Raw genomic sequence first — 23,921 nt, 5'->3', positions numbered from 1 at the left:
AGAGGCCGCAACATCGCCGCCTCCGCCACGTGGCTTCGGGCGTGTGACAAATCGCTTCATTGTCTTGACGCCATCGAGTTATCGGCGTAACACGTCCGCAACGGAGGACCGCCGGTCGTCGATCCGGCGGCGGGGGAGGCAGTCATGGGCCGTCAACGCCGGCTTCGCGCCGCGGTGGTCGCGGTTTCCCTTTCCTTCTTCATGACAGGTGCAGCCCACGCGACGCCTCGAGCGCTGACCCTCGAAGAGCGCATCGCGGCCCAGAAGTCGATCGAGGAGGTGTACTGGCGGCACAGGATTTGGGCGAGCACCGAGCCTCGGCCCGCCTTCGACACGGTCGTGACGCCCGAGGTGCTTCGAGGGAAGGTCGATCTCGCGCTGCGGCAATCGGCAGTCTTGGCCACGCGCTGGAATCATCCGCTCACCGCGCCCGAGATTCAGGCCGAGCTCGAGCGCATGACGGCCGGCACGCAAGCGCCGGACGTCCTGCGCGAGCTGCTCGACGCCCTCAACAACGATCCAAGACTGATCGCCGAGGCGCTCGTGCGTCCAATTCTCGCGGACCGGCTCGTCCATCAATTCTTCGCCTCGGACGGCGCAATTCAAAGCAGTACGAGGGAGAGCGCGGAGCGCGGCGCCGCGGTCCTGACGTCCATCCCCGCGATGCATCGCTCGGGACCGGGCTTCCGAGAGACGACATGGCGGCGCGGAGCCCAAGCTGCAGGTGACGCCGTCGTTCTTGCGCCGCCGGAGTTCGAGGAACGTCGTGCCTGGCTCGAGAAGAACGACGGTCTGCTTCAAGAGGACGACGCGGCCTACACCCTCACGCGGATCGTTTCGTCCGACGCCGACGCCATTACGGCGGCGACCGTCCGCTGGGACAAGCCGGCGTTCGATGCATGGTGGAAGAGCACTGCGGCGACGGTCGAGCCGAGCTCGGCGCTCGCCGCCGACGCGATCGCAGTACCGGCCCTTCCGGACGCCGCCTGCACGAACGACACCTGGAAGCGCTTGGGGAGCGACGGTCCCGATCCGCGAAACTACCACACGGGCGTCTGGACCGGATCGGAGATGATCGTCTGGGGCGGCTCCGACCAGCCGAACGAGGGCGGCAGCCTTTCGCAGGCCGGCTATCGCTACAACCCGGCGACCGACACCTGGTCGGCGACGACGATGGTGGGGGCGCCCGTCGCCCGCCGCTCGCACACCGCGCTGTGGACCGGCAGCGAGATGCTCGTCTACGGGGGGTACACGAATTGGATCGGGGCGCTCAACGACGGATCCCGCTACAACCCCGCGACCGATACCTGGACGCCGATCCCACCCAACGCCCCCGCGAGCCGCGGCAGCTACGGCCACACCGCAGTCTGGACCGGAACGCAGATGATCATCTGGGGCGGGAACCCCGCGTCGGGCGGCACGTCCGACCTCGGCTCGCGCTACAGCCTCCCGCTCAACGCTTGGATTCCGTTCTCGCAGACGAACGTTCCGACCGGTCGCGTCGGTCACAGCGCCGTCTGGACCGGAACAGAGATGATCGTCTGGGGCGGCAGCGCGGGCGCCACCGGCGGCAGGTACAACCCTACGACCGACTCGTGGACGCCGACGAGATTCGACGCGACGACGCCGACCGCACGCAGCAATCACGTCGCCGTCTGGACCGGGAGCCGGATGATCGTGTGGGGAGGACAGCAGGACAACACCGGCGGTCTTTACGATCCCTCGACCGACACGTGGGCCCCGACGAGCACCGGCGCGAACGTCCCGCCGAAGCGCGACTGGCCGCAGGGCGTCTGGACGGGAACGGAGATGATCGTCTGGGGCGGGACGACGAGCGAAACCAGCGGACCCGGCTTCACGACCGGTGGACGCTACAACCCGTCGACGAATACGTGGGCGCCGACGAGCACCGGGCCCGGAGTGCCGACCGGCCGCTGGAAGCACTCGACCGTCTGGACCGGCTCGGAGATGATCGTCTGGGGTGGTCGCACCTCTTATTTCTCGCAGGTGCTGCGCAGCGGGGCGAGGTACTCGCCGGCGACGGATACGTGGACCCCGATCTCGGAAGGAAGTCTGCGTCCGCCGCCGGCCAACAAGGCCGGGTCGGTGTGGACCGGCGCCGAGATGATCGTGTGGGGCGGCGAGCAGACGAACACCGGCCAGACGGCCTATCTCAACACGGGCGGCCGATACAGCCCGGCGCTCGATGCGTGGACGTTGACGGCGACGACCAACGCGCCGGCAGCGAGGTCCGGCCACACGGCGGTCTGGACCGGAAAAGCGATGATCGTCAGCTGCGGGTTCAACGGAGGAACCTCGACGGGAAGGTATGACCCGGTCGCGGATGCGTGGATCCCCACGGCGAACATTCCGCAAGCGCGCTCGTCGCATGCAGGTGTCTGGACGGGGACGCGTCTGATCATCTGGGGCGGTGACGCCGGCGGGAGCAACTTCCTGAACACGGGCTCGATCTACGATCCTTCGTCGAATACATGGTCCCCCGTGTCGACGACGGGAGCGCCTTCCCAGCGCTCGGGGATGGCGTTCACGTGGACGGGATCGAAGCTCGTCGTGTGGGGTGGCCAGGCCAACAACAATCCGACGAATACCGGCGGCCGGTACGATCTCGCGACCGATTCGTGGACGCCGACGTACTCCGGCTTCGGCGCACCCGCGGCTCGCACCGACGCCAGCGCGGTCTGGACTGGAACCGAGATGATCATCTGGGGCGGTTCAGCTGGTGGGAGCCAACTCAACACGGGGCTGCGCTACAACCCGGCGACCGACACGTTCGGCACGACGAGCACCGCGAGCGCTCCGGGTGCGCGTATCTCCCACACGGCGCTCTGGAACGGCACCGAGATGATCGTCTGGGGCGGCGCGAACTTCCAGATGGCGGGCTATCTCTACAACAGCGGAGGCCGTTACAACCTGGCGTCCGACACCTGGCAGCCGACATCCGTCACGGGGCTCGTTCCCGACGTGCGGTCGGGTCACGCCGGTGTCGTCGCGGGCACCGAGATGATCGTCTGGGGCGGTAGCCCGCAGACATCGGGAGGTGGCCGCTACTGCCTCGGGACATGCGCGCTCTCGACCTGGTACCGCGATGCCGACGGCGACGGCTACGGCGACGACAACGTCACGACGACGTCGTGCGACAAGCCCGCCGGTTACGTCGCGTCGCGCGGCGACTGCAACGATGCCAACCCGGCGATCAAGCCGAGCGCCGTCGAGGTTTGCAACGGCATCGACGACAACTGCGACGGCCGCATCGACGAAGGGTTCAATGTCGATGGCGATGCGTTCACGACGTGCCAGGGAGATTGCAACGACAACGATCCGACCGTCTATCCGGGCGCGCCGCAGCTCTGCGACGGCAAGAATAACGACTGCTCGGACCCGTCGTGGCCCACGGTGCCCGCCAACGAAGCCAACGCCGACGGCGACGCGTTCCGCATCTGTCAGGGCGATTGCAACGACAACGACGCGACCGTCTATCCGGGCGCGCCGCAGCTCTGCGATGGCAAGAACAACAACTGCTCCGATCCGTCGTGGCCCACGGTGCCGGCGAACGAGGCCGACGCCGACGGCGACGGGTATCGGATCTGCCAGAACGATTGCAATGATTCGAACCCCGCGGTCCATCCTGGTGCCGCGGAGATCTGCAACGGCATCGACGACAACTGCAACGGGCAGGTCGACGAGAACGCGCAGGGAGTCGACACGGATGGGGACGGCGTGCACAACGCCTGCGACAACTGTCCGACGATCTCGAACCCGACCCAGACGGACAGCGATGGGGATCATGTCGGCAACGCCTGTGACAATTGCCCGAACACCTCGAACGCCTCGCAGTCAGATGTCGACGGCGACGCGATCGGCGACGCGTGCGACAACTGCCCGCTCGCGCCAAACCCGTCGCAAGTCGACACCGACGGCGACAAAGTCGGAGACAACTGCGACAACTGCATCGCCGAACCCAATCCCACGCAATCCGACTTCGACCACGACGGCGAGGGCGACGCCTGCGACCTCAACGACGGCCTGATCTACATCTTCGGCACTGACGACAAGACGTACGTCGAGTGGCAGCAGGAGACGGGACCGTCGGCGTTCAACGTCTACACCGGCGATCTCTCCGTGCTCCGCTTGTCCGGCACGTACACGCAGGCGCCGGGGTCGAATCCGCTCGCGTCGAGGGCCTGCCAGGTCACCGACCAGTTCTCGCTCGACACGATCGTGCCGGGGAGCGGGCAGGTGGAGTTCAGCCTCGTCACGGGAGTGACCGGAGGCGTCGAGGGGTCGCTGGGAACGAACAGCGCGGGGACGCCGAGGCCGAACGCGAATCCTTGCCCGTAGGAGGTCGACGATGACGAAGCGGTGCATCGTGGTGATGGTCGGCGTCGCCGTGGCGGCGACTCTCGCTCGCGCGGAGGAAGCGCGCGTCCTTACCCTCGAGGAGCGCGTGGCCGCTCAGAAGGCGATCGAGCAGGTCTACTGGTCGCACCGCATCTGGCCCAAGGAGAACCCAGGCCCCAAGCCGCCGCTGTCGGAAGTCATGCCCGACTCCGCGATCCGCGCGAAGGTCGAGGATGATCTCCGGAAGTCGCGGGCCGTGGAGACGATCTGGGGACGATCGATCTCTCCGGAAGAAGTTCAAGCTGAGATGAATCGGATCGCGGCCGAGACACGAGACGGGAACATGCTCAGGGAGCTCATCGCGGCCCTGCGCGACGACCCGGTCTTGGTGGCCGAATGCTTGGTCCGTCCCATCTTGGCTGATCGCATGACACGACACCTCTACGACTCTGATGAGCGATATGGAGGCGCCGACCGCGCCCGCGCCGAGCGCTTGTGGAATGGTCAGCGGCCCTCGGGCGACCACGTCGAGACGCTGACCTGGCGGCGGAGCGATCGTCGTGACGACGAGTGGGCGAGCGATGTTCAGCGCCTCGGTGCGCGCTTCGGGATGCCGGAACCAACGAGCGATCCGACGAAGCTTCCTCTCGGCCGCCTCAGCCCTCTGCGGGAATCCTCGACGGGGTTCGATGCGATTCGACTCGAGAAAGCTTCTCCGGACGAGATACGGTTCGTTTCGATCGTCTGGGACCGCACGCCGTTCGACCTCTGGTGGGAGCGGACGTCAGGCACGCTCTCGGCAGACTCCTCTGCCGTCGCCACGACCGGACTCGTGCTCGCGCTGCCGGACGCGGGATGCACGGACGACACATGGCAACCGACGAAGCAGGACGTTCCCGACTCGCGCTACTACCACGCCGCGGTCTGGACCGGGAGCGAGATGCTGATCTGGGGCGGCGAGAGCGAGAACCGCGTTTGGAACGACGGATGGCGATACTCGCCCGCCAGCAATACCTGGACGCGCATCGCCCGGACCGGTGCGCCCGCCGCTCGTGGCCAGTTCGCTTTCGTGTGGACCGGTACCGAGTTGATCGTCTGGGGCGGGATGGACAATCAGAGCAACACGATCAGCGGTGGCGGCAGGTACAACCCGGCTTCGGATACCTGGAATTCGATCTCGGCGACCGGTGCGCCGGCTTTGCGTGGAAACCCTTCGGCCGTTTGGACGGGAAGCCAGATGATCGTTTGGGGGGGCAACGGCGCAGGCTTCTTCAACAGCGGCGGACGATACGCGCCAGCGACCGACTCATGGGCGGCGACGACTCTCACCAATGCGCCGGTAGCACGCTATCTCCACACGGCCGTCTGGACCGGTTCCGAGATGATCGTGTGGGGCGGCTACCCCCCGACGAATACTGGAGGTCGTTATAACCCGGCGAGCGACAGTTGGACGGCGACCGACCTGAACAGCGCGCCGCCCGCCAACTACTCGCACTCCGCCGTCTGGACAGGCTCGAGAATGATCCTCTGGGGTGGCTTGCTCAGCGCCGCCAACGCTCCGGGTCAGCGCTACGACCCGGCGACCAATACCTTTCAACCGATCTCGACGACCAACCAGCCGACGGTCACGTACTTGCATAGCGCGTTGTGGACCGGGTCCAGGATGATCGTCTGGGGCGGATTGCCGCCGGGCGGGGCGAACACGAACGCGGGGGGGCGGTACGATCCCGTCGCCGACACTTGGAGTGCGACTTCGCTGACGAACGCGCCGGCCGCGCGCCACTCTCATACCGCGGTGTGGACCGGGACGGAGATGGTCGTATGGGGGGGAAATGCCTCCGCCTCCAGGAACGATGGCGGCAGGTACAACCCGGCGACCGACAGTTGGGTAGCCACGCAGGCCGGGACCGTGCCCACGTCACGCATCAATTCGACGTCGGTGTGGACCGGTTCCGAGATGGTGGTTTGGGGCGGATCTGACATCACGGGGCTGTTGGCCTCGGGATCCCGCTACTCGCCGGCACTCGACGCGTGGACCCCCACGTCGTCGACCAACGCGCCGGCCGCTCGTGATCTACATACCGCGGTGTGGAGCGGCACGAGGATGATCGTCTGGGGAGGCTCTGCTCCAGGATCGACCGTCACGAACACCGGTGGACGCTACGACCCCGCGACCAACTCATGGACCGCGACGTCGCTGACGAACGCGCCCGCGAGCCGCCAGGAACACGTCGCCGTCTGGAGCGGAACGCGGATGATCGTTTGGTCGGGCTATGCGTCGGGAGGCGGGCTCCTCAATTCCGGCGCTCGATACGATCCCGTGGCCGATACGTGGGCCGCGACCAATCTCAACGGAGCTCCGCAAGTTCGACGTGATGCAGTCGGTGTCTGGACAGGCTCACGCATGGTGACCTGGGGAGGCAATCAGTCCGGGACGACTTCGGGAGGTAGCTACGATCCGGTCGCGGACGTCTGGACGGCGATCGCGACGGCGAACCAGCCGTCGTGGCAGGACGGGATGACGTCGGTTTGGAGCGGGACCGAGATGATCGTCTGGGGGCGCCTAGGAGGCGGCCGATACGACCCGGTCGCCGACGTTTGGCACCCGGTCTCGACCACTGGCTCACCGGGCAACAAGGTAGCGGCAAGCGCTTGGTCCGGGATCGAAATGCTGACGTTCAGCGGATACATCTTCACGAACACGACGTGGCGCTACAACCCGTCGGCCGATTCGTGGCGAACCGGCACCACTCAAGGGGCGCCCTCAGGTCGTGAATTCGCGAATTCTGTTTGGACCGGCTCCGAGATGATCGTCTGGAGCGGGGCCAACCTGTCCAACGGCGGTCGGTACTGCGCCTGCACGACGCCGGCGACGTTCTACCGCGACGCCGACGGCGACGGGTTCGGCGTCGCCTCGACGACCGCGATGGGTTGTACCGGAATCCCGCCGGCCGGGTACGCGGCGACGGCAGGCGACTGCAACGACAACGACCCGACGGTCTACCCGGGGGCGCCGCAGCTCTGCGACGGCAAGAACAACAATTGCTCGGATCCGAGCTGGCCGACAGTGCCGGCGAACGAAGCCAACGCCGACGGTGACGCCTTCCGTATCTGCCAGGGCGATTGCAACGACAACGACGCAACGGTGTACCCGGGCGCCCCGCAGCTCTGCGACGGGAAGAACAACAACTGCTCGGATCCGTCATGGCCGGCGGTGCCGGCGAACGAAGCCGACGCCGACGGCGACGGCTACCGCATCTGCCAGAACGACTGCAACGATTCGAATCCTGCCATCCATCCCGGCGCCGCCGAGATCTGCAACGGCATTGACGACAACTGCAACGGTCAGGTCGACGAGGACGCGCTCGGCGTCGATACCGACGGCGACGGTATTCACAACGCCTGCGACAACTGCCCGACGGTCTCGAACGCGACCCAGACCGACACGGACGGCGATCACCTGGGGAACGCCTGCGACAACTGCCCGTCGATCGCCAACCCGAGCCAAACCGACACCGATGCCGACACGATCGGCGACGCGTGCGACAACTGTCCGTTGGCGCCGAACGTCTCGCAGCTCGATACGGATGCCGACAGGGTCGGGGACGCCTGCGACAACTGCCTCTCCGACTACAACCCGACGCAATCCGACTTCGACCACGACGGCGAAGGCGACGTCTGCGACGTCAACGACGGCCTGATCTACATCTTCGGCACCGACGACAAGACGTACGTCGAGTGGCAGCAGGAGACGGGGCCGTCGGCGTTCAACGTGTACACCGGCGATCTCTCGGTCCTGAGACTGAGCGGAACGTACACGCAGGCGCCGGGGTCGAATCCGCTCGCGTCGAGAGCCTGCCAGGTCACCGACCCGTTCTCGCTCGACACGATCGTGCCGGGGAGCGCACAGGTGGAGTTCAGCCTCGTCACCGGCGTGACTGGCGGTATCGAGGGATCGCTGGGAACGAACAGCGCGGGGACGCCGAGGCCGAACGCGAATCCGTGTCCTTGAGTGTCGCTGGAGGCCGACGATGAAAACGCGCATGGCGATCGCAATCGGGGTCGGGGCCGTCATCTCGTTTGCGGCGTCCGCCGCCGGGCCAACGCGATCGCTGAGTCTCGATGAGCGAGTCGCGGCGCGGCGGGCCGTCGAAGAGGTGTACTGGCGCCACAGGATTTGGCCCAACGAGAACCCCGCCCCGAAGCCGCCACTCTCCGCGGTGCTCTCCGACGAGGCGATCCGCGCGGACGTCCAGGAAGCTCTGAGGAAGAACGCCGCTCTGGACAGGTATTGGATGCGAGGGCTCGACACGACGCAGCTCCAAGCCGAGATCGATCGAATGGGTCACAACACGAAGGATCCATCGATGCTCCAAGAGCTCATCGACGCCCTTGGAGGGGACCTGAACGTCTTCGCCGAAGTCGTTGTGCGGCCTGTCCTGGCCGAACGCCTCATGCGTAACTGGTACGACGTCGACCTGCCGTCTACCGGGAAGGTGCCGTTCGAGGCTTGGTGGGCCGACGCGAAACGGTCCTTCGACCCGGTCGCTCCCGAAGCGCTCGGAGAGCTGCGGCCTCCCGACATCGACACGCCGGCTTGCACGGACGGGACGTGGCAGACGCTCAAGGCGGATCCGCCGGAGCCGCGCGCGAACCACGTGGCCGTGTGGACCGGAACCGAAATGCTCGTGTGGGGCGGCCAGAGCGACAACGTCTATGCGCCCGATGGATTTCGCTACAACCCCGCGACCGACACGTGGACGACGATGAGCTTGTCCGGTGGCCCGGGGCGCTATGGGACGACGGCGGTCTGGACAGGAACCTCGATGATCGTGTGGGGCGGGGCCGGTGCGAGCCCGTTCTCGATATCCCTCACCAACACCGGATCCCGCTACAACCCTGCGACCGACAGCTGGACGCCGACTTCGACGTCCGGTGCGGCCCCCTCCGCCCGTTACAAACACACTGCCGTATGGACCGGTACGGAGATGGTCATCTGGGGCGGGGTGGCGTCTGCTGGGGAGACGAACACCGGCGCGAAGTACAACCCATCGACCGACACGTGGACGGCGACCGATTTCGAGACGATCAACGTGCCGCTCCCGCGACAGGGTCATGCCGCGGTTTGGACGGGTCAGCGGATGCTGATTTATGGCGGCTCCGAGCTTGGAGCCACGCTGAACTCAGGAGGTCGTTACGATCCGGCCACGAACACGTGGCAAACGATGGCCGCCGGACCCACGGGATGCTCAGTGGCACACCCCGTCTGGACGGGAACACGCATGATCGTGTGCGGAAGTCGCTACGACGCGGTGAACGATGCGTGGGCGCCGGTCTCCACGGCAGGCGCGTTCGGAGGAGACGTCGCCGTCTGGACCGGATCGAAGATGTTCGTCTTCGGAAGCAATGTCAGCTCCGCCGGCGGTTTGTACGATCCGGTGTCCGATTCTTGGACCGCGACGTCCCTAACGGGGGCGCCGAGTCCTCGCTTGGGAAGCACCGCGGTCTGGAGCGGAAGCGAAGTCATCGTCTGGGGCGGGCAGGTTTCGAGCGGCGACAGCAGCCTCAGGACGGGCGGACGTTACAACCCGACGACCAACATCTGGGTCGCTACTGCGGCGCCCGCTTCGGTGGCGTCGGTCCGGCGCAACCCGGGGATCATCTGGACGGGAGCGGAGGCGATCGTCCAAGGTGGGGACGCGCCGACGAACCCTAACCCCATACTTCACGGATCGAAATACGACCCTGCTCTCGATAGCTGGACGCCGCTCCCCAACGCATTGGGCGGTCACCCCGTCTGGACCGGGATCGAGATGTTTGTCGGCGGAGGCAACGAGGGATTCTCCCGGTTCGATCCGCAGGCGAATCTATGGCGTCCGGTCGCGACCGCGGGCGCCCCATCGAATCGCACGGGATCGTCCACGGTCTGGACCGGTGCCCGCGTCGTGGTGTGGGGCGGAAACAATCTCAACACCGGCGCACGCTACGATCCGGTTGCCGACACCTGGAGCCCGACGAGCACTACCGGACCGCTTCCTTCGGGACGTTCGGACCACGTGGCGGTCTGGACCGGGTCACGCATGCTGATCTGGGGCGGTTCGGACACCAATACGGGCGGCAGCTACGACCCGGTCGGCGACGCATGGATGGCGGTATCCACCGTCAACGCCCCGGCGCCACGCAGCATCCCGGAAGGCGTCTGGACCGGCTCGAATCTGTTCGTTTGGGGCGGACGCGCCGTTCAGGGCGGGCCGGGATTGAACACCGGCGGCCTCTACGATCCCGCGGGCGACGCGTGGACCGCAAGCTCCACCGGCGCCGGCACTCCGTCGGAGCGGTTCGATCACTCGATCGTGTGGACCGGCACTGAGGCGATCGTGTGGGGAGGCCAGGACACTCCCGTGAGCGGCAACACTTCCACGGCGACCGGCGCTCGATTCAATCCGGTGGCGAACACGTGGTCGACGACGTCGATCACCGGCGCACCGTACCCGCGCGCCATGCATGGCGCGGTGCGCATGGACCGGCAGATGCTGGTCTTCGCCGGAGTGCCGCTGAATTCGAACGGGGCGCGCTACTGCACGACCCCGTGCACCCCGGCGACGTGGTACCGCGACGTCGACGGGGACGGGTACGGCGTGGCGAGCGATACGGTCCAGGCCTGCGACAAGCCGGCTGGTTATTCTCGCAGTCGCGGGGACTGCAACGACGCCGATCCTGCGGTCCACCCGAACGCGACGGAGGTCTGCAACGGCATCGACGACAATTGCGACGGAAAGATCGACGAGGGGTTCGACGTCGACAATGACGGCTTCACCACGTGCGGCGGCGACTGCAACGACAACAACAACAAGGTCTACCCCGGGGCTCCGGAGATCTGCGACGGGCTGAACAACAACTGCTCGTCGCCGGGCTGGCCGGCCCTTCCGCCAAGCGAGCTGGACGCCGACCACGACGGATTCCGCGTCTGCCAGGGCGATTGCAACGACGGCGACGCAACCGTGTACCCGAACGCGCCGCAGCTCTGCGACGGCAAGAACAACAACTGCAACGATCCGTCCTGGCCGACGGTCCCCGCGAACGAAGCCGATGCGGACGGCGACGGCTACCGCATCTGCGCCAACGATTGCAACGACGCGAACCCGGCCGTTCACCCCGGTGCGGCGGAGATCTGCAACGGGATCGACGACAACTGCAACGGACAAGTCGACGAGAATGCGCAAGGTGTCGACACCGACGGCGACGGCATCCACAACGCCTGCGACAACTGCCCGACGGTCTCGAACGCGACGCAGACCGACAGTGATGGCGACCACGTGGGGAACGCTTGCGACAACTGCGTCACGGTCGCGAACGCGAGCCAGCTCGACTCCGACGGCGATGGGCTGGGCGACGCCTGTGACAACTGCCCGTTGGCACCAAACGCGGCTCAGGCCGATGGCGACGGCGACAAGATCGGCGACCAGTGCGACAACTGCCCGGTCGACTACAACCCGACGCAATCCGACTTCGACCACGACGGCGAAGGGGACGCCTGCGACGTCAACGACGGGCTGATCTACATCTTCGGCACCGACGACAAGAGCTACGTCGAGTGGCAGCAGGAGACGGGTCCGACCGCGTTCAACGTCTACACCGGCGATCTCTCCGTGCTCCGCTTGTCCGGCACATACACACAGGCGCCGGGATCGAATCCGCTGGCGTCGAGGGCCTGCCAAGTCACCGACCCGTTCTCGCTCGATACGATCGTGCCGGGCAGTAGCCAAGTTGAGTTCAGTCTCGTCACCGGCGTCACCGGCGGTGTCGAGGGATCGCTGGGGACGGACAGCGCGGGGACGCCGAGGGCGAATACGAACCCGTGTCCGTAGGGGGTGGGTGATGACGAAGCGGTGCATCGTGGTGACGATCGGCTTCGCCATGACCGCGGCGACTCTCGCTCGCGCGGGAGGTACCCGCACACTCACGCTCGACGAGCGGGTGACCGCTCAGAAGGCGATCGAGCAGGTGTATTGGTCGCACCGCATCTGGCCCAAGGAGAACCCTGGCACCAAACCGCCTTTGTCGGAAGTCACGCCCGACTCCGTCATCCGCGCGAGGGTCGAGGACGATCTTCGGAAAGCGTCGGCGCTGGAGAATCTGTGGGGCCGATCGATCTCCGCCGCCGAGATCCAATTCGAGCTGAATCGGATGGCGAGCGAGACCCGCGACGGGGCGATGCTCCGCGAGTTGTTCGTGGCGCTGCACGACGATCCGGCGCTCATCGGCGAATGCCTCGTCCGGCCAATCCTCGTCGATCGAGCGGTGCGGTATCTCTACGATCAGGATGACCGGTTCGGTGGCGACGACCGTCGGCGTGTGAATCGACTCTACGCGGGGCTCGTGTCGGTCGAGGCGATGCGCGCTGCGGGAGAACACTACACCGAGACCACCTGGACGCATGCCGCCGATGCGTCCGTGCCGACATCGCTCGACGACGAACGCTGGAGAGCTCTGATGACCGGACTCGCCGGACAGCTCGGCGTCGAGTCGGGATCCGCGCTGCCGGTCGGCCGCATCGGACCGGCGCGCGAGTCCGAGAACGGATTCGAGGCGATCGCCGTGCTGAGCGCGAGCGCCGACGAGATCCGCGTCGCGTCGGTCATGTGGGACCGGAAGACGTTCGACGCATGGTGGGGTGCGAACGCCGGCACATTCGCCGCGCCGACGACGGTGCCCGCGGTGACATCGCTCACCGTTCCCGCGCCCGCCGCCTCGAGCTGTACCGACGACACGTGGACCCCGACGAAGCAAGACGTTCCCGATCCCCGCCAGGATCACGTCGCGGTCTGGACCGGCAGCGAGATGCTGATCTGGGGAGGCCGGCGCGACCTCAGTGTTTTCTACATGTTGGGCGACGGCTGGCGGTACTCCCCGGCGACCGATGCCTGGACGCGCATGGCGACTTCGCCGCTGTCCGCTCGCTACCTGCACGTCGGCGTGTGGAGCGGCTCCGAGCTCATCGTCTGGGGCGGACAGGACGTGACGCAAGCGGCGTTGGGCGACGGCGCGCGATACAACCCGACCTCGGACACGTGGCAGCTCATCGCCTCGACGGGCGCGCCCTCTCCGCGAGGTTTCGCCACCGCCGTGTGGACGGGGACGCAGATGGTCGTGTGGGGAGGGTCTACGAGCGCGTTCCTGAATACGGGAGGCCGCTACTCGCCGTCGACCGACTCCTGGACGCCCACGAGCCTCACGAGCGCGCCGGCGGGCCGATACCTCCATACGGCGCTGTGGGCCGGCGACGGCATCAACCGGATGATCGTGTGGGGCGGTTACGGCGGCGGCGGCGCCACGAACACCGGCGGACGCTACGATCCGGTGACCGACACGTGGACACCGACCACCACGACCGGGGGCCCCGGCTCGCGCTACCAGCATCTCGCGGTCTGGGCCGGGACGCGCATGATCGTCTGGGCCGGAAACATCTTCGGCGCGCCGACCAACCCCGGTTATCGCTACGACCCGTCCGCCGATAGCTGGCAGATCATGAGCACTCTCAATTCCGCCGCCGTCGAGTCAGGAGAAGTGGCTGTCTGGACCGGTCAGCGGATGATTGTCTGGGATGGGAGCCATCCTTCGTTGGGGAGCGCGCGCTACGACCCCGTAACCGATCTCTGGAGCAGCGTGTCGTCGGTTAACACTCCCGACGCCCGCGGGAACGCCACGGCGATCTGGTCCGGCAGCGAGATGATCGTGTGGGGCGGCGGCTACTTGAACACCGGTGGACGGTACAACCCGGTCACCGATACCTGGATCAAGACAGGTACCGGAACGCTACCCGCTCCCGTCCGGTTCACGGCGTCGGTGTGGACCGGAAGCGAGATGATCATGTGGGGCGGCGGCGTCGTGCCCGACGCCACGCCTACGGCCTCCGGTGCACGGTACTCGCCGGCGATCGACACGTGGACGCCGACCTCTCTCGTCAACGCGCCGAGCGCACGCACGAGTCACACGGCGGTCTGGACCGGTACTCGCATGGTCGTTTGGGGTGGCCTTCCCACCACGAATACCGGCGGGCAGTACGACCCGGCCGGCAATGCATGGTCGGCGACCTCAACGGTGAACGCTCCGGCCCCTCGATCGGGTGCCTCTGCCGTCTGGACCGGTTTGCAGATGATCGTGTGGGGCGGCGGCGACTCGGGGAACCAATTCAACACCGGGGGAAAGTACGACCCCGTCGCGAATAGCTGGGTGCCGACGACCACCACCGGGGCACCGGCGGGGCGCGGCGGGCACATCGCCGTATGGACCGGCTCGCGCATGCTGGTCTGGGGCGGGGGCGGAGTCAGCCCTGGCGGCCGGTACGATCCCGCTTCGGACTCTTGGCTGGGAATTTCGACCGTGGGAGAGCCTCAGCAACGATCGAGCTTGGCCGGGGTGTGGACGGGAAGCGAGCTAGTCGTCTGGGGCGGATTTTGGAACCCCGAGCCATTGCCGAACTTTCCGTCGCGGTACAACCCGACGTCGGATGTTTGGACCACCGGCTCGAACGTGGGCGCGCCGCGTGGTGTGGAGTCCCCGTCGTATGCGTGGACCGGCGTCGAGCTCATCGTTTGGGGCGGTGACTACCGCGATGCTCAGTCGAACCAGCGCAGCGTAGCAACCGGGGGCCGGTACAACCCGTCTTCCGACACATGGCGGACGACCACGTCGCAAGGTGCGCCGAGCCCGCGCACCAACCACGTCGCGGCTTGGAGCGGTTCACAGTTCCTTGTCTGGGGCGGACTACCTTTCGCGTCGAACGGAGGCGCGTATTGTGCCTGCGCCACCGTCGCGACGTTCTATCGGGATGTGGATGGCGACGGTTACGGCGATGCGACGAAGCCGGCGACCGGCTGCGCCGGAATCCCCCCGGCGGGGTACGTCGCCGCCGGTACCGATTGCAACGACAACGACCCGACGGTCTACCCCGGCGCCCCGCAGCTCTGCGACGGGAAGAACAACAACTGCTTCGACCCGAGCTGGCCGACCGTGCCCGCGAACGAAGCCAACGCGGACGGCGATGCCTTCCGGATCTGCCAGGGCGACTGTAACGACAACGACCCCACGATCTATCCGGGCGCTCCGCAGCTCTGCGACGGCAAGAACAACAACTGCTCCGACCCGAATTGGCCCGCGGTGCCGGCCAACGAAGCCGACGCCGACGGAGACGGCTATCGGATCTGCGCGAACGACTGCAACGACGCGAATCCGGCGATCCATCCCGGCGCGGTGGAGGTGTGCAACGGCATCGACGATGACTGCAACGGTCTCGTCGATGACAACGCGCTCGGCGTCGACACCGACGGCGACGGCATTCACAACGCCTGCGACAACTGCCCGACGGTCGCGAATCCGACCCAGACCGACACCGACGGCGACCACGTGGGGAACGTCTGTGACAATTGCCCGACTGTGTCGAACCCGTCACAGGCCGATGCCGATGGCGATGCGATCGGTGATGCTTGCGATAACTGCCCGCACGCGTCGAACCCCTCGCAGATCGACACCGATGGAGACAAGGTCGGGGACAACTGCGACAACTGCGCGTTCGATTTCAATCCCTCGCAATCGGATTTCGACCAGGACGGCGAGGGCGACGTCTGCGACCTCAACGACGGTTTGATCTACATCTTCGGCACCGACGACAAGAGCTACGTCGAGTGGCAGCAGGAGTCCGGACCGTCGGCGTTCAACGTGTACACCGGCGATCTCTCGGTGCTCCGCTTGTCGGGCACGTACACGCAAGCGCCGGGGTCGAACCCGCTCGCGTCGAAGTCGTGCGGCGTCACTGACCCGTTCTCGCTCGACACGATCGTGCCGGGGAGCGCACAGGTGGAGTTCAGCCTCGTCACCGGCGTGACCGGCGGTGTCGAGGGATCGCTGGGGACGGACAGCGCGGGGACGCCGAGGCCGAACGCGAACCCGTGTCCCTAAGCGATCACTCGAGCGTCTTCCACAGGTAGGCGTACTGGAGCGCGACCGTCAGCGCCTTCTGCGAGTTGACGCCGCCGGTGCCGTGGCCGCCTTCGACGTTCTCGAAGTAGAGGACGTCGTGGCCTTGACCGAGCATCTTCGCGACCATCTTGCGCGCGTGCGCCGGATGCACGCGGTCGTCCTTCGTCGTCGTCCAGAAGAAGACGCGCGGGTACTGGACGTCCTTCTTCACGAGCTGGTAGGGCGAGAACGTCTGGATGTAGCTCCAGTCCTCCGGCTTGTCCGGGTCGCCGTACTCGTCCATCCACGAGGCTCCGGCGAGGAGGTGCGAGTAGCGCTTCATGTCGAGAAGGGGGACCTGGCAGACGACGGCGTGGAAGAGGTCCGGCTGGAGCGTGAACGCTGTCCCGACGAGGAGGCCGCCGTTGCTTCCGCCCATGATCCCGAGGTGGCGTGACGTCGTGATCTTCTTGGCGATGAGGTCCTGAGCGACCGCCACGAAGTCCTCGTTGGTCTTGAGCCGATTCGCCTTGATCGCGGCCAGGTGCCACGCCGGCCCGAACTCGCCGCCGCCGCGGATGTTGGCGAGCACGTACACGCCGCCGCGCGCGAGCCACGCGGAGCCGACGACGCCGCTGTAGCTCGGCTGCTCGGCGACCTCGAAGCCGCCGTACGCGTAGAGCAGCGTGGACGCGGTGCCGTCGGCCTTGAACCCCTTCGGCGCTACGACGAAGTAGGGGATCTTGGTCCCGTCCTTCGACGTCGCCTCGTACTGGTTGACGCTCATCCCGGCGGCATCGAAGTAGGCGGGGAGCGACTTGATCTTCGTCGTCGCCTCCTTCTCGACGAGGAAGAGCGACGACGGGGTGAGGAAGTCTTGATACTGGTAGAAGAAGATCTCGTTGTCCCGCGACGTTCCCACGATGTCGGCGTTGCCCTGGCCGGGGAGGGCGATCTCCTCCTTCGTCCAGCCGGCGTCTCCCAGGTTCACGCGGTAGAGCTTGGAGCGCACGTTGTCGAGGGTCGACATGACGATCTGGTCCTTGGTGAGACGCACCTCGCCCAAGGAGACACGCTCCGAAGGCTCGAAGATCGTCGAGACGGTGTCGCGGTCGGCGAGGAGGTCGTCGATCGCCACCGCGAGGAGCGAGCCCTGCTTGTACGTCGTCGCCCCGGGCTTCCAGTCGCTCCTGACCTCGAAGATCGCCCGGTCGCGGAAGATCCCACGGAAGTCCGCATCCTCCGGAAGGGAGAGGTGCACGAGGCGGTCGCCGACCATGAGATAGCTCCGCCGCGTGAAGATCGTCGGATTGACGCCGACGAGGTCGTACTTGCCGTCCGCGGTGAACTCCGTTCCCGCACCGACGCCGACGTCCTCCTTCTTCGCCGTCAAGACCGTCTTCGCCGAAGCGAGCGGCGTGCCGCGCTTCCAGAGCTTCACGATGCGCGCATAGCCCGAGGTCGTCAGCGTGTCGGGACCGAAATCGGTCGAGACCCAGAGCGTGTCGAGGTCCTTGAACGACGCTTCGGTCTTCGCCTCGGGAAGGGTGAAGCCGTCCTTCACGAAGCTCTTCGTCTCGGTGTCGAACTCGCGCACCACGACGGCGTCGCCGCCGCCGCGTGACAGGTTGATCAGGCACCGCCGGAAATCCGGGTGCGCGCAGTCCGCTCCCTTCCAGACCCAGGTGGCCTTGTCGTCGCGCGAGAGCGCGTCGAGGTCGATCACGGTGTCCCACTGGGGTGAAGCCGTCTTGTACGACGAGATCGAAGTGCGGCGCCAGATCCCGCGCGCGTGCGCCTTGTCCTGCCAGAAGTTGTAGATGTACCTGCCCATGACGTTCGGAAACGCGATCTTGTCCTGCGAGTCGTAGATCGAAAGCGTCTTGTCGTAGATCGGCTGGTACTCCTTCACCGCCTGCAGCTCGCCGAGCGACCTCGTGTTCTGCTCCTTGACCCACGAGAGAGAGCGGGTGCCCTCGACCTCTTCCAGCCACTGATAGGGATCGTCATCGGCGGCACGCGCCACGAAAGGCGCGGCCAGAAGGGCAACGGCGACGGCGAGACGGAGAGCGCGCATGACCGACTCCTCTTGAAGCGTCGAACGCTACCCCGAACCTTCGCTCGAAGTCCATCCTGAACCCCTGAAGACGGCCTACGTAAAAGAAAGTCGTGGTGCTTCGGGCACCCCTGCGGTACCTGTTCTCGAAGGCAGGGGAGACGATGATCCCGGTGGCGTGCGGTGCCTCGCTTGCGGCCGTGCTGCTTCACGCAGCGGTCGCGGGGAGTACGCACGGCGCCTGCAACGTCTTCCATCGGGACGCGGACGGTGACGGGTTCGGCGATCCCGCGATCTCGATCACCGTGTGCCACGGCCCGGTGCCTCGCGGCTGGGTCGCGGACGCGAGCGACTGCGACGACGCGCACGCGTCGGTTCATCCGGGGGCCGCGGAGATCTGCGACGGCCTCGACAACGACTGCAACGGCCTCGTCGACGAAGACGCCGACGGCGTCGACTCCGACGGCGACGGCGTCCACAACGCGTGCGACAACTGCCGGTCGGCGTTCAACCCGGATCAGGCCGACACGGACGGCGACCACGTCGGGGACGCCTGCGACGACTGTCCCGAGACGTTCAATCCGGCGCAGGACGACTTCGACGGCGACGGCTGGGGTGACGCCTGCGACAACTGCGTCTTCGTCGCGAACCCGACGCAGTCCGACATCGACGCCGACGGCGAAGGCGACGTGTGCGATCTCGACGACGGCGTCATCTACATCCTCGGCACCGACGACAAGGACTACATCGAGTGGCAGGACGAGATCGGGTCGTCGCGGTGGAGCGTCTACGAAGGCGACCTCTCGATCTTGAAGGCGACCGGGGCGTACGCGCAGACCCCCGGATCGAACGCGCTCGCGGAGCAGGTGTGCGGCGTGTTCAACCCGTACCTCGGGGACGAGGCCGTGCCAGAGGCGGGCCAGGCGCAGTTCTTCCTCGTCGCGGGGATCACCGCGGGAATCGAGGGGGACCTGGGAGCCGACAGCGCGGGGACGCCTCGCGAGAATGCGATCCCCTGTCCCTAGACGGCGCGGGCATATCGGATCGACGCCTCGTATCATCTTCCCGTCCATTCCGCGGGGGAGGCGATGAAGCTCAAGGCGCTCGGTGCGATTGCGACGACTCTGCTCCTGGCGGCCGCCGCTCGCGCCGCGGCGCCCGCCGCCGATCCGGATGCCGGCGAAGACCACAAGAAGGCCGAGATCGGCGAGAAAGAAGGGCCGGACCTCCTCTTCGAGCGCAGCCAGTGGTTCGCCGCGAGGCGCGCGGGCCCCGACGGGTTCCTTCGCGCCGACGGGCGCAACAAGGCGATCGCGGAGCTGAAGGCGAACATCGCGAAGGGCCTTCTCCGGCCGGGGCCGCTCCAGCGCATCGCGGGAGACGGGTGGGCGCCGATCGGGCCGGCGCCCGAGCTCGACGGCTCGTACGCCTTCAGCGGGCGGGTCACCGCGATCGCGATCAACCCCACGAACGCGAACATCGCCTACGTCGGGGGCGCGCAGGGCGGCGTCTGGAAGACGACCGACCACGGCGCGACCTGGACGCCCATGACCGACACGCAGGCCTCGCTCGCGATCGGCTCGATCGCGATCGCGCCGTCGAACGGCAACGTGATCTACGCCGGGACCGGCGAGGGGAACCAGTCGTGCGACTCGTACTTCGGCGCGGGCATCCTCCGCTCGACCGACGGCGGCGCCACGTGGACCCTCCTCGGCGCGACGCCGTTCGCGAATACCAGCGTCACCAAGATCCTCGTCCATCCGGGGAACCCGAACATCCTCTGGGCGGCGAACGGCGGCGGCATCGGCGGCTTCCTCTGCTTCGCCGGCCCGGCCGGGACCTACGGCGTCTGGCGCTCGACCGACGCCGGCGCGACCTGGCTCCATGTGCTCGGTTCGACGCAGATCGGCTCGAACGCGGCGATCCACGACCTCGCGGCCGACCCGACGAACCCGAACATCATCTACGCCGGCGCGAACCACAGCGGCGTCTGGAAGACGACGAACGGCGGCACGACCTGGACGAAGCTCGCGGGCGGCCTTCCGTCGTCGGTCGGCCGCGTCGCCGTCGCCGTCGATCCGGTGACGAACACGACCGTTTACGCCACGTTCGAGAACGCGTCGAACGGCCGGCACCTCGACACGTACAAATCGACCAGCTCGGGGACGTCGTGGTCCGTGGTGACGAAGCCGAGCGGCGCCTGCCAGTACTGGACCTTCTCCGATCCGTGCACGTACACGGGCGGCACGTCGGGGCAGTGCTGGTACGACCTCGTGCTCGGCGTCGCGCCCGATCACGGCGTCTGGCTCGGCGGCACGGGGATCTGGCGCTCGGGGGACGGCGGGTCGACGTGGGGCGCCGTCTGCCCGCAGTCGGTGCACGCCGACCAGCACGCGGTCGCGTTCAAGGGATCGGAGGTCTGGCTCGGGAACGACGGCGGCGTCTTCACGACGACGAACAACGGCGGCCTCTGGACGAGCCGCAACCCCGGCCTCCAGCTGGCGCAGTTCTACCCGGGCGGCGCGCTCGACCCGCAGGACGGTACGCGCGCGCTCGCCGGCGCGCAGGACAACGGCGTGCAGCGGTTCGACGGCACCGCGAGCTGGAGCCTCGAGGTCACCGGAGACGGCGGATACGCGGCGATCGACTCCGCGAGCCCGGGCAGCGTGTGGTACGGCTCGACGCAGCACCTCAACATCCTGAAGACGCAGAACGGCGGCGCGAGCTGGTTCTCCGGAACGAACGGTCTCGCCGACGCGAACACCAACGCCGCGCCGTTCGTCGCGCCTTACGTCATGTGCCCGAGCAACTCGCAGGTCCTCATCGCCGGATCGAACAACGTCTGGCGCACCGACGACGCGACCGCCAATTGGACGTCGAACAGCCCCGAGTTCCAGAGCATGGTCGCCCTCGCCTGGGCCGACGCCGACGCGCAGTGCGACACCTACTACGCCGTCGACAGCGCCGGGCACATCCTCTTGACCACGGATTCGGGAAGCGATTGGCGATTTGCGAACGGCAACCTCAACTTCTCGATCAACGTCGCCGACATCGCCGTCGATCCGACCAGCCCTGCGACGGTCGTCATCGCGACCGGCGGCTTCTCGGGCCCCCACCTCTACCGCACGACGAACGCGCTCGACACGACGCCGACGTGGACGGCGATCGACGCCGGCATCCCGAACGTGCCGATGAACGCCGTCCTCATCGATCCCGATAACCCCAGCGTCCTCTACGCCGGCTCCGACGTCGGCATCTTCCGCAGCCTCGACGCGGGACAGAGCTGGGAAGTGTTCATGGGCGGCCACCCCAACGCCGCCGTCTTCGATCTCGTCGCACAGTCCTCGACCGGTACGATCGTCTCGTTCACGCACGGCCGCGGCGCATTCAAGATGGGAACGTTCTGCAACGACCAGGATGCCTGCACGACCGACCGCTTCGACCAGGTCCTCGGCTGCACGCACACCCCGCTCGATTGCTCCGACAACGATCCGTGCACGACCGACTCGTGCAGCTCGGCGACGGGCTGCGCCCACGTCCCCGTCGTCTGCGCCCCGGTCGACGGCTGCCACGTCAACGCGTGCGACAGCGGAACCGGCGACTGCAACGCGACCGAGCTCCCCGACGGCACCGGTTGCGACGACCAGAACGCCTGCACCTCCGGCGACGCCTGCGCCGCCGGCGTCTGCGCAGGAACCCCGGTCACCGCCCCCGCGGAGGTCGACACCGGCCTGCGTGTCGATCGCAACGGCACCGACGCGCTCGTGAGCTGGAACGCAGCCCTCGGCGCGACGTCATCGGACCTCCTCCGCGGCGACCTTGCTTCGCTCCCCGTCGGCCCCGGCGGCGACGACGAGCTCTGCTCCGGCGCCATCGCCGGCACCTCCGCCACCGACTCCGACGTCCCGCTCGACGGCGCCGGCTACTGGTACCTCGTGCGCGGCGCGAACGCGTGCGCCGGAGCGGGGACCTACGGCTACTCCGAGATCAACGGGGTGCCGGACACGGAGCGGGCGAGCAGCACCTGTCCGTGATGTCTCCCCGGATTGGGTGAGCCCCCGCACCTCGGACTATGCGATGATCTTGGGAGAGTGGGGGGTCATCCATGGAATCTCATCGACGGCGCATCCTTGTTTCGTTGTTCCTCGGAATTGGGATTGTCGGCCTTCCGGCTTGTAAGCAATCGTCCAATCTCACGAGCGCGCCGCCGCCCAGCGAGACTCCGTCATCGCCAGGCCTGACGATCTCGGCGGCTCAACCCGCGAATGGCGACGCGGAAATGGGCATCGGTGTGGACGCTCATCGAGACGGCGCGTTCGACCGTGTAGAACAAGTCCGGACGATCGGCGACATCACCCACAACGTCACCATCTCGCTCGACCACTCGACTCACGAGATCAAGTCCATTCGCCACGTCTGGTCGCAAGTGTTGCCGGATGACGAGGTCATCACGGACGGCGACACGCAATGCGAGGAGGGGTCCGACGTACCTTGCAGCCACGTCTCATTCGCGCGCGACGGGAGAGGGGATCGGCTGATGTTCACGGGCCTGCGGCTCGTGGGAGCGGGAGGCACGGAGTCTTGCACGCTCGACGGGCTGTTGGCGTGGCGGACGCTCTACGGACGCTGAACGGCACGCGAGCAAAACTTCCAGACCTCGACACTCGATGGGACGATCGAGTGGGCGACGGGATCGTGAGCGAGACCTGGCGATCGCGCCCCTAGACGGCCTTTCGGCATTGTCGTCTCGGGCGATGGGTTTGACGCGCTGTGAGCTCGTGAATTGGCAGCGCTCTCGGCGCAATAGCCTTCGTACATTTCTGCCATGACGCCTCAGATACGACGAGTCCTGACCAAGGTGTCTCTAGGAGCGGGGCTCCTCGTCCTGGCCGGGTGCGTGGGCGCCAACCAACTTATGGATACGAGCCCTACCCCTGACATGCTGACGGTCTCGGCATCGCAGCCGTCGAGCGGCGACGGGCAGCTCGACGGTTACGCCGATCTCAGCGTGGTCGACGCGACGAGGGACGAGCTGTACATGAGCCAGGCCGTCGGGCAGACGGTTCACGACGTGATCGTCGTGATCGACCACTCGAGCCACGCCGTGCTGTGGGTCGACCATTCGTGGTGGCATTACTCGCCGAACTTCGATGAGGTCGTGGACGGCAACACGGTGTGCGGCGTCGGAACGCCGAAGGCGTGCGGGCCGGCGACGTTCCGCTCGGATTCCACCTCCGATCGTCTCACCCTGAAGGGCTTCACGATGACCGACGGCTCCGGAACCGAGACCTGCACGCTCGATGGAACGATCGCGTGGCGCTCGGGGTCGTGAGGGTCTGTCGTCGCGGTGCTACCCTGAGCGCACATTGCGTGGGCCGTTAGCTCAGGGGTAGAGCACCAGCCTTTTAAGCTGAGGGTCGCTGGTTCAAATCCAGCACGGCTCACCAGAATCGCGGGAAGCGACCGAGTTTCTCGGCGAGGACTGACGACGACGCGTTCACAGCGCGGGGGCGCCGAGGCCGAATTCGAGTCCGTGTCCCTGCGCCAC

General features: G+C 66.9%; 9 protein-coding genes and 1 tRNA gene. 9 read left to right on the top strand and 1 reads right to left on the bottom strand.

The genetic code is table 11. The features are described 5' to 3' along the window. Positions 1–144: 144 nt before the first annotated feature. The 4 genes from VFV19_03250 to VFV19_03235 are packed head-to-tail and all read left to right on the top strand — an operon-like array spanning position 145 to position 16,317. Positions 145–4,359, top strand: a complete 4,215-nt coding sequence (locus VFV19_03250) for a MopE-related protein (GenBank protein HEX4823305.1) — start codon at positions 145–147, stop codon at positions 4,357–4,359. A 10-nt stretch (positions 4,360–4,369) separates the two neighbouring features. Then, a complete protein-coding gene (locus VFV19_03245; protein HEX4823304.1) occupies positions 4,370–8,371 on the top strand; it encodes a MopE-related protein in 4,002 nt (1,333 codons plus the stop codon). Between the two features lie 19 nt (positions 8,372–8,390). Beyond that, positions 8,391–12,227 (top strand): MopE-related protein, encoded by a 3,837-nt coding sequence (locus VFV19_03240; GenBank protein ID HEX4823303.1) that lies wholly within the window; start codon positions 8,391–8,393, stop codon positions 12,225–12,227. Positions 12,228–12,237: 10 nt separating this feature from the next. Continuing rightward, the gene (locus VFV19_03235; GenBank protein ID HEX4823302.1) at positions 12,238–16,317 is read left to right on the top strand and encodes a MopE-related protein; all 4,080 of its coding nucleotides are present in this window, start codon (positions 12,238–12,240) and stop codon (positions 16,315–16,317) included. Between the two features lie 4 nt (positions 16,318–16,321). On the opposite strand, the gene VFV19_03230 is transcribed toward VFV19_03235, so the two are convergent. Further along, positions 16,322–18,394: a prolyl oligopeptidase family serine peptidase gene (locus VFV19_03230; protein ID HEX4823301.1), complete on the bottom strand. Its 2,073-nt coding sequence runs from the start codon at positions 18,392–18,394 to the stop codon at positions 16,322–16,324. Between the two features lie 92 nt (positions 18,395–18,486). Here VFV19_03230 and VFV19_03225 point away from each other — a divergent pair, with 92 nt between their 5' ends. The 5 genes from VFV19_03225 to VFV19_03205 all read left to right on the top strand — a co-directional run bounded on the left by VFV19_03225 (position 18,487) and on the right by VFV19_03205 (position 23,820). Then, positions 18,487–19,398 (top strand): MopE-related protein, encoded by a 912-nt coding sequence (locus VFV19_03225; GenBank protein ID HEX4823300.1) that lies wholly within the window; start codon positions 18,487–18,489, stop codon positions 19,396–19,398. A gap of 63 nt (positions 19,399–19,461) precedes the next feature. Beyond that, the gene (locus tag VFV19_03220) at positions 19,462–22,407 is read left to right on the top strand and encodes a hypothetical protein (protein HEX4823299.1); all 2,946 of its coding nucleotides are present in this window, start codon (positions 19,462–19,464) and stop codon (positions 22,405–22,407) included. Between the two features lie 71 nt (positions 22,408–22,478). Further along, the gene (locus tag VFV19_03215; protein HEX4823298.1) at positions 22,479–23,003 is read left to right on the top strand and encodes a hypothetical protein; all 525 of its coding nucleotides are present in this window, start codon (positions 22,479–22,481) and stop codon (positions 23,001–23,003) included. Between the two features lie 309 nt (positions 23,004–23,312). Then, entirely contained in the window at positions 23,313–23,705 is a 393-nt protein-coding gene (locus VFV19_03210; GenBank protein ID HEX4823297.1) for a hypothetical protein, read from the top strand. Positions 23,706–23,745: 40 nt separating this feature from the next. Continuing rightward, positions 23,746–23,820 (top strand) — tRNA-Lys (locus tag VFV19_03205). Positions 23,821–23,921 lie beyond the last annotated feature (101 nt).

The organism is Candidatus Polarisedimenticolaceae bacterium (assembly GCA_036275915.1).
GTDB lineage: Bacteria > Acidobacteriota > Polarisedimenticolia > Polarisedimenticolales > DASRJG01 > DASRJG01.
The sequence above is the reverse complement of the archived record's forward strand: the minus strand, read 5'-3'. Positions and strand labels throughout refer to the sequence as shown.

Coding starts and splice junctions, on each gene's coding strand:
- VFV19_03250 (HEX4823305.1), top strand. CDS start 145: ATGGGCCGTCAACGCCGGCTTCGCGCCGCGGTGGTCGCGGTTTCCCTT.
- VFV19_03245 (HEX4823304.1), top strand. CDS start 4,370: ATGACGAAGCGGTGCATCGTGGTGATGGTCGGCGTCGCCGTGGCGGCG.
- VFV19_03240 (HEX4823303.1), top strand. CDS start 8,391: ATGAAAACGCGCATGGCGATCGCAATCGGGGTCGGGGCCGTCATCTCG.
- VFV19_03235 (HEX4823302.1), top strand. CDS start 12,238: ATGACGAAGCGGTGCATCGTGGTGACGATCGGCTTCGCCATGACCGCG.
- VFV19_03230 (HEX4823301.1), bottom strand. CDS start 18,394: ATGCGCGCTCTCCGTCTCGCCGTCGCCGTTGCCCTTCTGGCCGCGCCT.
- VFV19_03220 (HEX4823299.1), top strand. CDS start 19,462: ATGAAGCTCAAGGCGCTCGGTGCGATTGCGACGACTCTGCTCCTGGCG.
- VFV19_03215 (HEX4823298.1), top strand. CDS start 22,479: ATGGAATCTCATCGACGGCGCATCCTTGTTTCGTTGTTCCTCGGAATT.
- VFV19_03210 (HEX4823297.1), top strand. CDS start 23,313: ATGCTGACGGTCTCGGCATCGCAGCCGTCGAGCGGCGACGGGCAGCTC.